General features: G+C 59.8%; 9 protein-coding genes. 3 read left to right on the plus strand and 6 right to left on the minus strand.

What is annotated here, in order from left to right; genetic code table 11:
• Nucleotides 1-1,199, minus strand: a 1,199-nt coding sequence (locus ACFFAR_RS12920) for an MFS transporter (RefSeq protein ID WP_375507966.1), incomplete at its 3' end; no start/stop codon positions are given.
• A 427-nt stretch (nucleotides 1,200-1,626) separates the two neighbouring features.
• Here ACFFAR_RS12920 and ACFFAR_RS12925 point away from each other — a divergent pair.
• From ACFFAR_RS12925 to ACFFAR_RS12935, 3 genes are all read left to right on the plus strand, one after another.
• The gene (locus tag ACFFAR_RS12925) at nucleotides 1,627-2,079 is read left to right on the plus strand and encodes a GNAT family N-acetyltransferase (RefSeq protein WP_375507967.1); all 453 of its coding nucleotides are present in this window, start codon (nucleotides 1,627-1,629) and stop codon (nucleotides 2,077-2,079) included.
• Nucleotides 2,080-2,434: 355 nt separating this feature from the next.
• Nucleotides 2,435-3,700: a hypothetical protein gene (locus ACFFAR_RS12930; protein ID WP_375507968.1), complete on the plus strand. Its 1,266-nt coding sequence runs from the start codon at nucleotides 2,435-2,437 to the stop codon at nucleotides 3,698-3,700.
• A gap of 113 nt (nucleotides 3,701-3,813) precedes the next feature.
• Nucleotides 3,814-4,518, plus strand: a complete 705-nt coding sequence (locus tag ACFFAR_RS12935; RefSeq protein ID WP_375507969.1) for a DUF2968 domain-containing protein — start codon at nucleotides 3,814-3,816, stop codon at nucleotides 4,516-4,518.
• 88 nt (nucleotides 4,519-4,606) lie between these two features.
• On the opposite strand, the gene ACFFAR_RS12940 is transcribed toward ACFFAR_RS12935, so the two are convergent.
• The 5 genes from ACFFAR_RS12940 to ACFFAR_RS12960 all read right to left on the minus strand — a co-directional run.
• Nucleotides 4,607-6,052 (minus strand): type 1 glutamine amidotransferase, encoded by a 1,446-nt coding sequence (locus ACFFAR_RS12940; RefSeq protein ID WP_062000045.1) that lies wholly within the window; start codon nucleotides 6,050-6,052, stop codon nucleotides 4,607-4,609.
• Between the two features lie 122 nt (nucleotides 6,053-6,174).
• Nucleotides 6,175-7,932, minus strand: coding sequence for a cation:proton antiporter (locus ACFFAR_RS12945; protein ID WP_375507970.1), 1,758 nt, complete (start codon nucleotides 7,930-7,932; stop codon nucleotides 6,175-6,177).
• Between the two features lie 212 nt (nucleotides 7,933-8,144).
• Nucleotides 8,145-8,483: a P-II family nitrogen regulator gene (gene glnK, locus ACFFAR_RS12950; RefSeq protein WP_062000047.1), complete on the minus strand. Its 339-nt coding sequence runs from the start codon at nucleotides 8,481-8,483 to the stop codon at nucleotides 8,145-8,147.
• A 195-nt stretch (nucleotides 8,484-8,678) separates the two neighbouring features.
• Nucleotides 8,679-10,730: an NAD(+) synthase gene (locus ACFFAR_RS12955; RefSeq protein WP_075358882.1), complete on the minus strand. Its 2,052-nt coding sequence runs from the start codon at nucleotides 10,728-10,730 to the stop codon at nucleotides 8,679-8,681.
• Nucleotides 10,731-10,904: 174 nt separating this feature from the next.
• Nucleotides 10,905-11,853, minus strand: a 949-nt coding sequence (locus ACFFAR_RS12960) for a GNAT family N-acetyltransferase (RefSeq protein WP_375507971.1), incomplete at its 5' end; no start/stop codon positions are given.

The following is an 11,853-nucleotide window of genomic DNA, read 5'->3' on the forward strand; positions in this document are numbered from 1 at the left end:
GCCGCCTTGTTGCCGGTTACGTGAATCAAGTACGTGGAGATCGCCGGCGTGAACCCGCCGATGGTCGTCGCCAAGCTATACGCGAGCGAAAAACCCGTGGTCCGGACTTCGACCGGCATGACTTCGGTGAGCGCCACGACCATAGCGCCGTTATAGCTTCCGTACAGGAACGATAGCCACAACTCGACGCCGAGCAGACGCAGGAACGATGGATCGGCGACAAGCCATTGAACGGCCGGATACGACATGAGAATGGTCAGGATCGTGAAGAACAACAGCACCGGGCGACGTCCGACACGGTCCGACACTGCGCCCGAAAGCGGCAGCCAGACGAGATTCGACAAACCGACGAACACCGTCACCACCAATGTATCGATGGAAGAAAGCTTCAGCACTTCCTTGCCGAACGTCGGCGTGTACGCCGTGATCATGTAGAACGACACGGTCGTCATGATCACCATGCCCATGCCGGCCAGCACGATGCCCCAGTTCGACGCCATGGACCTCATGATCTCGCTCATCGACGGACGATGTTTGCGCGCGAGGAACTCCTCCGTTTCCTGCAGCGAACGGCGGATGATGAACAGGAACGGCACGATCAGGCAGCCGATGATGAACGGCACGCGCCAACCCCAGGCGGTCATCTGGTCGGGCGGCAAGACCTGGCTCATGACCACGCCGATCAGCGCGGCAAACACCACCGCCACTTGCTGGCTACCCGACTGCCAGGAGCAATAGAAACCCTTGTTGCCCTTGGTCGCGATCTCGGACAGATACACGGACACGCCGCCAAGCTCCACGCCGGCCGAAAAGCCCTGCAGCAAGCGGCCAGCCAGCACGATGATCGGGGCCAGCACCCCGATGGTCGCGTATCCCGGGATCACCGCGACCAGCAGCGTGCCGATCGCCATCATGGTCAGCGTAAGAATCAAGCCCTTCCGCCGGCCGTGGTGATCGATATACGCGCCGAGCACGATAGCGCCGATCGGCCGCATCAGGAAGCCGGCGCCGAACACCGACAGCGCGAGCATCAGCGACGCGAATTCGTTGCCGCTCGGAAAGTACGTCTTCGCAATGGACGAGGCGTAATAGCCATAGACCATGAAGTCGTACATTTCAAGGAAGTTGCCGCTGACGACGCGAAATACCGACTTCGCTTTCGACTCGTTCACGGGCGTTGCATGTGAAGGGGTGGACATGTCTATCTCAAAGACTTTGACTAAAAACGCCGGCCGGATTGCTTGGACGGTGTGTGGCTCGACGCGGCGTGAAACGCTGGAAACCGATGCACTCGTTTGCGAGCTGCGTGGTGGCAAAACGCCGGATGCATGTGTAAGCTTCGCCGGTTGAAGACCGGCAAAAAATTCCTCGGCACGGCGCAAACGACCAAAAATAACTACACAAGGGTTAACCCTCGATATTTAACATCGTTATTTCGCTAATTGTCCGCGTCGCCAATCTTACAACGCGAACGCGAAACACGCTCATTCGAACTTCGCGCAATTGCTGCTAAAACAGCTTAACTTTAGCTTTCATATGTCTATAAATAAGCCTACAAACTCGCAACCATCGACCGGATTCGTTTTGCAACTGGCGACATTAAAGGATGCGGCGCTTATAGCCGACATGCATGCAAGGAGTTGGGCAACTGCGTATCGAGGGATCCTGCCGGACACGTATCTCGATGACGAACTGACGGGGGATCGCGCCGCGCACTGGAGCACGCGCTTCGACGAACTTGCCAATGGCGCGGGCGAAGTGTTCATCGCGTACATCGGCGAGGAGCCGGCCGGGTTCGTATGCGTGATGGCACCCGATGAAACTGGCAGCGCGCTCGTTGACAACCTGCACGCCATGCCGCAAGCCAAAGGCACGGGACTCGGCACCGCAATGCTCGAGCAAGCCGCGCAATGGGCGGCAGGTCACGGCGCGAAGAACTTGCACCTCTATGTGCTCGAGCCGAATGTTGCGGCAATCGGGTTTTATGAATCGCGTGGATGGCGTTTGGCGGGACGTGAAGATGACACGATGGGCGGCATACCTATCATCGCGCTGCGCTATACCCGGCCGATCGGCTGAGGTCTCCGGGTTTGCTTTGCCTTCATGGAATCGCTGGCGTAATCTCGTTCAACGCCTCTTGCAGGATGTAGCGCAACACGTCCTGCGTGCATTGGCGTGGCCCGTTGAAATGTACGTTGCGTCCGTATCATTCAGCGATCTTTCTTTCCTCCGAGCGCCTTCCAACAATGGAACTAAGAAGGTTCTGAGCGACGCCAAAGCAGGCGCTGGGTATGATCGAGGGCTGTTCTGTGGCGGTCCGGCAAGGTGAAATATCTGTCACCTTCGCAGCAACATCCGGGCGATGTCCACACGGCTGCCCCGCGTGTTGTTTCGCTGAGCAGTCCTGACGCCCGCTTTCGGATATGAGAAAAAAATGAATGCTCCTCTGGTCGTTGTACAAGGCGATCTGCTTCTGCCAACCCTGTACCCGCTCGCCGGTATGCCCAACGCCGTCTATGGCGAAGAGTGGACGCTGAAGAGCGCGCGTCCAGCATTGACCGAATATGAAATTCCGTTTTACGCGGCGCGATTTCTCACGGCTTATGTCAGTCCGATATCGCTTCGCAACGAGCGTTTTCCATACACGCCGGCAAGTCTCTGGGGCAAGTTCAGACGCAATGATGAAATGCTGCAGACGGAGCAAACGAGCTTCGCCGCCGCGCCTGTTGATATCGCACCGGCCGCCCCGGAACCAGCATCGTTTGCGTTCGAGCCATTCACCGCACCCGACGATCGCGTGGTCAAGACGCCACCTGCAAACGATCGTCGCAAACAGGTTGCCGGCGGTGCGATTGCGCTGGCTTGCGCTGCGTTTATCGCCTGGGCGCTGTTTGGCACGCGAATCGGCCATCAAAAGCCGGAACAAGCGGCCATGGTTGCGTCGAATGCAACGCCCGCGGCTGATGCATCATCTGAGGTCGTTGCTGCTGAACCGTCTGCAGTTTCTTCTGTGCCGCCTTCCAGCTCAGCTACCGTGTCTACTGCAACGTCCGGCTCTCATCCGGCTGAAGGTTCCTCCAAGCCTTCGGCTGTCGCCGCTGCGGCTCTCACTGCGTTGCAGACACCTTCAGCACCGCCGGCCACGACCGCTTCGACCACAACAGCCAAACCGTCGCCCAACACCGCTTCAGTCGCCAGCAACAGCGGAACGGCCAGCGCCGGCGACACGTCGGCACGGGTAACGAAACCGCAAGTCGTTGCGAAGACAAAACCGCTGGTGGTTGCGCAAGCATCCGAGCGCGGCCGCGCGAAGAGCCACGGCAAGAACAAGCGTTCAGCTGCGGTTATCCGCGAGGCGCGCAGCTACGAAGTCGTGCAGCGGCGCCACGGTCACGAATACCAGGGCACGCCCGTATATCGCAGCAGCGGGTTCGATGCGCCGCTGGCCTCGCCAGGTCGCCGCGCTCAGTCGCGCGACGACATGCGCACGGCTTCGTCGGGTTCTTCGCTCAGCGTGACCGAGATGTACAACATGCTCGCGCATTCGGCCGTCCTCGACGACAACAGCGGCGTCTCCCGCCAGACGGTGCGCGCAAGTTCAGTAGCCACGCCACGCTCGGGCTCAGGCGATTCATCGAACTGGAGTTCCGATATCAGCCAACGCCGTGTCACCGAACCAGGATCGCAATTCCTGAAGTAATCGCGCGCGAATGATCGTGCATCAACCAGACGGTTCCCTGGCGGCGAGGTGTGACGCGTTTTGAACGCGTCACACCTCGCGTCGATCCTCAATCAATCTAGAAGCCTCGCACTATGAAGTCCTGCTCCACCTCCGCCCTTCTGCAAGCGTTGTTTGTTGTTGTCATCGGGTTCGGCTCGACCGTGGTCAATGCTTATCAGCCCGTGGGCACGCTGCTCTCGGCAACGGGTCTGGCTGACCCCGTCCGTCCCGTACCCGCTTATGGTTCGATGGACGATTTCAAGGACGGCACCGACGGCGCGGAGAGCGGCCAGGCGGCGGGGAACGTATCCGAACTCCGGCAAATGGTTCAGGCGAAGAAGCTCACCGAGTTGCGCGTCACGAATAACGGCAGCTACGGGGCGGCGCTCTTTTTCTATCCGCAAGAGATGGTGTATTACGTCGCGCTGTTCCAGGACAAGAATTTCTGGCGCGTGGTGAAGTCGCAGGACAACATGCACGCAGAAACCGTCTACGCGCAGTTCGCGAGGAAGAGTTACGCGCTCGCCGAGGGCGAGATCCAGCGCACGCAATTGCAGGCGCAAAAGGCGCTGTTGGAACGGGTGATCGCGGTATCGAACGATCGGGCGCAGCGGCTGACGGCAGACCTTTCCATTGCACGTGCGCAAGAAAGCGAAGTGTCGCAACGGCAACAGCAAATGCAGGCGGAATCAATGGCGTTGCAGAACGACAAATCCAATGCCGAGCGCCGTTTGCGGGCGCTGCAACAACAGGTCCAGCAGCTCCAGGATCAAAACGAAGCTGGGATCGTGCAGTAATTCTGGTTGCCGCATGAAGGACAAGGGCCGCTTCAACTGATATTGAAGCGGCCCTTGTCGTTATGGCCTGATTTCGTTCAACGCCGATTCAGAAGCGCGTCTCACGTGCCACGCGCAGGAACGTATCCAGCAGCGGCGTGCAGTCCAGCAACTCGTCGCCACCCGCGCGATGAAACTCCGGATGCCATTGCACGCCCATCACGAACGGCGCGCGCCGGTAACGCACAGCCTCGATGATCCCATCCGCCGCCGATACCGCCTCGATGTTCAGGTCGCGGCCAATCGTCTTCACTGCCTGATGGTGGATCGAATTCACGAGCGCTTCGCGGCGGCCCGGGAACATGTTGACGAGCGTCGAGCCATCGGGGAAACGAATCGGATGCCGATGCTGGTCGTATTGCTCATTGACATGGATGCCGGCGGTCGGGACATCGGTGGCAATGTCCTGATACAGCGTGCCGCCGAACGCCACATTGATGAGTTGGCAACCGCGGCACACGCCGAGCACCGGCTTGCCCGATTCGATGAACTCATGGAGCAACTCGAGCTCGTACATATCGCGCACACGGTCTCCCGGCCATTCGTGGCGCGTTGCCGCTTCCGCGTAGGACTGCGGCGAAACATCCGCGCCGCCTTGAAGCAACAGGCCGTCAAGATGCTTCGCGTAATCGCGCAAACGAATATTGCTCGGATGCAGCATGCCCTGATGCCCGACCGTGGGAATCATGAACACGAGCACATCGCGCGACATCACCCAATGCGCGATCGATTCTTCGAGGTATTGCAGCGTCTTGCCGCGCAGACCTTTGGCACCCGGTTCGGGATGAAAGATCCGCGCCGATACACCGATCTTCAACGTCCGCTGTGTGATGCGCTGTCCGGCGCGATCGAAGATCTGACGGGCACGCGCCTTCATCACACGGCCGAACACCGACCATGCGGAATCGCTCTGCCGCAAGTACGCGGGCGGCGCTTGCTTGCCGGGCGGAGCTTCAGGCGGTATGGGAGGCGGATGAAACGTGCCGAAGTCAGGCGCGGCGGTAAATTCCGGAGGCAAGGCGCTGGCTCGCGGCGGGACGGTCTCCGAGTTGATCTCCACGGTTTCCGCGGCTTGCGCTTCAGTCGCGATCTCAACCTCTTCCGCGAGATTAGCGTGCGCTTCAGTCGCCGACTCGACCTCTTTCGCGAGGCCTGCATCTACAGTGGACGGCGCGTGAGCGGACACAGGCCTCGCGGCGTTCTCCTGTGCAAAAGTGGCGCTCGCCGCCGACTTGCGCGCTTCGGCGGCATCGTCGCGCTGGGCCTTCGCTACGTCTACGGGCTCGACCGTCGACGCACTCGATGGCGCATCCGTCGACGCCCGCTCCGCCGCGCTGGCATCAGGCCCAGGCTCGGCAGCGGCGGGAACTTCAGTGCTTTTTTGAGATGACGCGGACGGAACGGCCGGATCGGGATTGGGGATATGCGGACCGGAGCCCGTAGAACCCACGGTATTTTCGGGCTTGCCCGAGTTTGACGTCTTGTTTTCGCTCATTCCGATAGAGGCGCGATGCGCTTTGAGAATGGTCAGAGTTCAATTATCCGCCTCTGGTCCGGGGGCGGCAAACCATCAAACAATTGCTCACATTACCAGAGGAAAGAAACAATTCATGCTCATTAATGATCGCGAGGCTCTTCAAAAGTTTCTCGCAGTGCGATTTGCATGGTTGCGTGGATCTTCACGCACCAGCGCCACAACACGGTCAATAACAGCGCCGCGCAAACGAGCACCGCAATCATCAGGCCGAACGGCGGGAGAATCGCGCCCGACAGCACGGTGACCAGCAGAAAGACGCCGAACATCGCGAGAATCGGGATCAGCCCGGAAATGGCCGAGCGCAGCGTGCTCGTGAAGCGCCCGGCCTTCGCGGGCTGCACGCTCACTTCGGCGAGCATCAATGCAAGCGACTCGAGCTTTCGATAAACCGCGACAAGAAACGGCATCGACACCAGCAACGCCACGCTCCAGATGGCTACGCGCTGCGCGTCGTTGGTCGGGAGCCAGCGGGCGAGAAACGCTTTGGTGCCCGGCGCCGAGTACGAAGCGGCGAGAAAGATGGCGGCGACCAGCGCCAGATTGACCGCGATCTGCAGCACGATTCGTCGTGTCATGCTGAAGAGGGTTGGGCCGGCGGTATCGGGCGAAAGGCTTGCAAGCCATTGCGAATACAGCCCGAACGTATTGGCGACCGGAACCGGCATGGATTGGGCGATGCGCCGCGTGATGGGATCGGCGGCCTTGATCAGGTATGGCGTGAACAACGTGGTCAGCGCGGAAACCGCGACCGCGATCGGATACAGGAAGCTGCTGGTCACTTTCAGCGACACCCCCAGCGACGCGATGATGAACGAGAACTCACCGATCTGCGCCACGCTCATGCCGACGCGCATCGATGTACGCCCGTCGCGCCCGGCGAGGAACGTCCCGAGCCCGCACGACACGATCTTGCCGAACACAACCGCCACGGTGATGACGGTGATCGGCCACCAGTAATCGACGAGCACCCCCGGGTTCAGCAACAGCCCGATGGTCACAAAAAAGATGGCCGAGAACATGTCGCGAATCGGCGCGATCAGATGTTCGATGCGTTGCAGATTCCGTGATTCGGCCATGATCGCGCCGATCAGGAACGCCCCGAGCGCGATGCTGTAGTCCAGCTTCACGACGAGCAGACAGAAGCCGAAACAGAAGCCGAGCACGGTGACGAGCAGCATTTCATCGCTCTTGGCCTTGGCGACGTAATCGAGCGCGCGCGGCACGATCAGGATGCCGATCACCATCGATACCGTCATGAACAACAGCAACTTGCCGAGCGTCACGAACGCCACGCCCGCCGATACCGATCCGGTCTGCGCGATCCCAGAAAGCAGCACGAGCATGGCGATCGCAAGAATGTCCTCCACGATCAGAATGCCGAAAATCAGTTGCGCGAACGGCTCGCCCTTCATGCCGAGTTCCGAAAGCGCCTTGACGATAATCGTGGTCGACGAAATGGCGAGCATCGCGCCGAGGAACAGCGAGTCCATCGTATTCCAGCCGAACCATTGGCCGATTTCGTAGCCGATCCAGATCATCAGCAAGATCTCGGACGCGGCCGCCACGAACGCCGTGGCCCCGACCTTGAAGAGCTTCTTCAGGCTGAATTCGAGCCCGAGAGAAAACATCAGGAAGACCACGCCGAGTTCGCCGAGGGTCTGGATGGTGGCTTCGTCGTGGATAAGCTGAAAAGGTGGCGTGTACGGTCCGATGATCACGCCCGCCACGATGTATCCCAACACGACTGGCTGCTTCAGGCGATGAAACAACACGGTGACGACGCCCGCAATCGCCATGATGACCGCCAGATCTTGTATGAAGCCGATCGCGTGATGCATCCACAAATCCTTACAAATAGCACACAGGGATGCCGATAGTACCGCAACGAATATTTAGATTGATGACGGGAATGTACGGAACGAGGACAAAACAGGATGCGCCATCGGACGAGGCCGATAACGATAAATGACGATTGCGGCCGTCGACCGGCCGCACTTCAAAGAATATGACGGCCTGAAGCTGTGTCAGGCCGCCATTGAACGAAGCCCGCTCACACGGCTGCTTCGTCCTCCTCGCCGGTACGAATGCGGATCACGCGCTGGACGTCGGTCACAAAAATCTTGCCGTCGCCAATCTTGCCGGTACGAGCCGCCCCAATGATGGCATCGATAACCTGATCCGTCTGCGAGTCCGCCACGACGACTTCGATTTTTACCTTCGGCAGAAAGTCGACGACGTACTCCGCCCCGCGATACAACTCCGTGTGACCCTTTTGACGTCCAAACCCCTTGACCTCGGTAACCGTCAGGCCGGTAAGACCGGCCGTTGCCAGTGCCTCGCGGACTTCGTCCAGCTTGAACGGCTTGATGACTGCGGTGATGCTCTTCATGGCGCGCCTCGTTTAAATGATGACGCCACATGCGTGGCGAGATGTGCGAATGATAGATAACGAATTTCAAATCGATGCTTTGATTCTAGCCGCGTTTTCATGGTTCACCGCAAGCATCTCGCGCCAACGACTCGAAGAACTCACCGCAATTCACCGATTTCGTCGGATTTCACGCGCAAATCTGGTGCAAACGGGTCATTCCGCAGGAATGTTCTTCAAATCGTTCATCCAGACGATGGATTCCGAGTCGCTCGGTGCACGCCAGTCGCCACGAGGGGACAGTGAACCGCCGGTACCCACCTTCGGCGCATTCGGAATGCACGAACGCTTGAACTGACTGGTCCTGAAGAACCGGTCCAGGAAGATGCCCAGATTGCGCTTGATGTCTTCGAGGTTGTACTGATTGCGCGCAACGTGCGCGCCTTCGGGCCACTCGCCCGCATCGCGATCCTTCCAGGCCGTGTATTCGAGGAACGCCACCTTGGACGGCGAAAAGCCGAAGCGCAGCGTGTAGTAGAGGTTGAAGTCCTGCAACTCGTACGGCCCGATCACGCTTTCGGTTTTTTGCTCGGGCTCACCGTTCGCTTTTCCTGGAACGAGTTCGGGACTGATATCCGTGTTCAGGATGTTGATCAGGACGTCCGACCCCGAATTGCCGATTTGCCCCGTCTCGGCAACCCATCGGACCAGATGTGTGATCAGCGTTTTCGGGACGCTGGCGTTCACGTTGTAGTGGGACATGTGATCGCCCACGCCGTAGGTGCACCATCCAAGCGCGAGTTCGCTCAGATCGCCCGTGCCGATCACAATGCCGCCCTTGAAGTTCGCAAGCCGGAACAGATGGTTCGTGCGTTCGCCCGCCTGCACGTTTTCGAAAGTGATGTCGTACTCTTCCTTGCCCGATGAATATGGATGCCCGAGGTCCTTCAGCATCTGCTCGCAGCTCGGCCGGATATCGATCTCGCTTGCCGAACAGCCAACCACTTCCATCAGTTGCCGCGCTTGGGATAGCGTCCGGTCGCTGGTTGCAAAACCCGGCATGGTCACGCCGAGAATGTTCGTGCGCGGCAGCTTCAGGCGGTCCATTGCTTTCGCGCAAACCAGCAGCGCGTGCGTTGAATCCAACCCTCCCGAGATACCGATCACCACCTTCGAAATACCGCTCGCGGACAAACGCTGCACGAGCGCCTGCACCTGGATGTTGTAGACCTCGTTGCAGCGCTCGTCGCGGCGCTTGGCTTCCGACGGCACGTACGGGAAACGCTCCACGGCGCGATCGAGCGGCAGCGCGCGGTTCAGCGGCAGTTCCAGGCCGAAGCGGATGGTTTCGAATGCGGAAACTTCGTCGGCATGGCGGCGAACCGACTGGCCGAACGTGGTCTGGCGCATGCGTTCGCGCGAGAGACGCTCGAGATCGACATCGGCGAAAACGAGGTGCGACGTGTCCAGGAAGCGCTCGGATTCGGCGAGCAGTTCACCGTTTTCGTAGATGATCGCCTGGCCGTCCCAGGCAAGATCCGTCGTCGACTCGCCCCGTCCCGCCGATGTGTAGAGGTAAGCCGAGAGGCAACGGGCGGATTGCTGCGAAACCAGTTGATGCCGATAACCCGCCTTGCCGACCACCACGTTCGATGCCGACAGATTCACCAGCACGGTGGCGCCCGCGAGTGCCGCGAACGACGACGGGGGAATCGGCACCCAGACGTCCTCGCAGATCTCCACGTGGAAACGGAACAGCGGCATGTCGGCGATTTCGAACAGCAGCGAAGAACCAAACGGCACGTCCGATCCCAGCAGGTTCACCCGGTCAACCGATGCGTTTTCCGCCGCGCTGAACTGCCGCGCTTCGTAAAATTCGCCGTAGTTCGGCAGATAACTCTTCGGCACGACGCCCTGGATCTTGCCGCCCGCAACCACGATCGCGCAGTTAAAAAGCGTGTGCTCCACACGCAACGGCATGCCGACGATCATTGCTACGGACAAGCTCTTCGATGCCGCCACCACCGTTGCAAGCGCCTCTTCGCAAGCGTCGAGCAAAGCGCGCTGGTGGAACAGGTCGTCGCAGGTATAGGCCGAGATCCCGAGCTCGGGGAACGCCACAAGGACGGCGCCGTTTGCCGCCGCCTGCTTTGCCAGTTCGATGGTTTCAGCCGCGTTGAAGGCAGGATCGGCGACCTTGCAGCGTGGGACGCCCACCGCCACGCGCGCGAAATCGTGGCTATAGAGATTGAAGAATCGATTTTTCATCTTGAGCTTGTCCATACGATGCCCCGCATTCGGGGGTCCTGTTCCGGCGCATGACGGGTTGAGGGTTATCGCCGTAAAAGCGAAAGCATTTCGACATGATGATAAGTCGAGTTGCAATTTCCAGGCAGGTATTGGCGCTGACGTTAGCCATTTGGCCAGCTTTCGTGCAAATCCTTAAACCTTTTTACGGAAGGGTGTATGCGCTTCAAGTTCCTGGATATGCTGGTCCATCGCGGCGGTCTCCTCGTCGAGGAACTCGCTGATTGCGTGCGCGAACCGCGGGTCCGCCACCCAGTGCGCGGACCACGTCGGCGTGGGAAGCATGCCGCGCGACATCTTGTGCACGCCCTGCGCGCCGCCCTCGAACCGCGCCAGGCCGTTCACGATGCAATACTCAATGCCCTGCATGTAGCACGTCTCGAAATGCAACCCCGAGACGAACTCTTTCGTGCCCCAGTATCGGCCGAACATCACGTCGCCGCCGATCATGTTCAGCGCACAGGCGAGCCGCTTGCCGTCGGCCTCGGCGATCACGAGCAGCATGCTTTCGGGCGCGGCCGCGTGGATCTGGCCGAAGAATTCACGCGATAGATACGGCGGATTCCAGTGCTCGCGGTACGTGTTCTCGTAGCAGGCGTAGAAGAAATCGAGCGCGGTTTCGTCGATCTGGACGCCGCGAAGCCAGGTGTAGCTCACGCCTGCATCGGTGACGCGCCGGCGGTCCTGCTTCACCTTCTTGCGCTTGTCGTGGCTCATGGTGGCGAGAAACGCGTCGAAGCTCTCATAGCCGCCCGGCGCATTTTCCCAGTGAAACTGCACGCCTTCGCGCAGCATGTAACCCGCTTCGGTCAACGCTTCGAGATCCTGTTCCTGTGGAAACAGCACATGCAGCGACGACAACTCCAACTGCTTCGACAACTCGATCGCCCCGCGCGCCAGCATCACGCGCTCATCGTGCGTGGCGGCGATCAGGCGGGGACCGGTCACCGGCGAAAATGGCACCGCCGACAAGCCCTTCGGATAATACGGAATGCCGTTGCGCTCGAAGGCGTCCGCCCACGCGTGGTCGAAAACGTATTCGCCGCGCGAGTGTTTCTTGAGGTAGAGCGGCATGGCGCCAGTC

Source organism: uncultured Caballeronia sp. (assembly GCF_964243625.1).
Taxonomy (GTDB): domain Bacteria; phylum Pseudomonadota; class Gammaproteobacteria; order Burkholderiales; family Burkholderiaceae; genus Caballeronia.

What these genes read in the sequence shown, in the direction of transcription:
- ACFFAR_RS12925 (WP_375507967.1), top strand. Translation starts at nt 1,627, where the DNA reads ATGCATGCAAGGAGTTGGGCAACTGCGTATCGAGGGATCCTGCCGGAC.
- glnK (WP_062000047.1), bottom strand. Translation starts at nt 8,483, where the DNA reads ATGAAGAGCATCACCGCAGTCATCAAGCCGTTCAAGCTGGACGAAGTC.
- ACFFAR_RS12945 (WP_375507970.1), bottom strand. Translation starts at nt 7,932, where the DNA reads ATGCATCACGCGATCGGCTTCATACAAGATCTGGCGGTCATCATGGCG.
- ACFFAR_RS12940 (WP_062000045.1), bottom strand. Translation starts at nt 6,052, where the DNA reads ATGAGCGAAAACAAGACGTCAAACTCGGGCAAGCCCGAAAATACCGTG.
- ACFFAR_RS12955 (WP_075358882.1), bottom strand. Translation starts at nt 10,730, where the DNA reads ATGAAAAATCGATTCTTCAATCTCTATAGCCACGATTTCGCGCGCGTG.
- ACFFAR_RS12935 (WP_375507969.1), top strand. Translation starts at nt 3,814, where the DNA reads ATGAAGTCCTGCTCCACCTCCGCCCTTCTGCAAGCGTTGTTTGTTGTT.
- ACFFAR_RS12930 (WP_375507968.1), top strand. Translation starts at nt 2,435, where the DNA reads ATGAATGCTCCTCTGGTCGTTGTACAAGGCGATCTGCTTCTGCCAACC.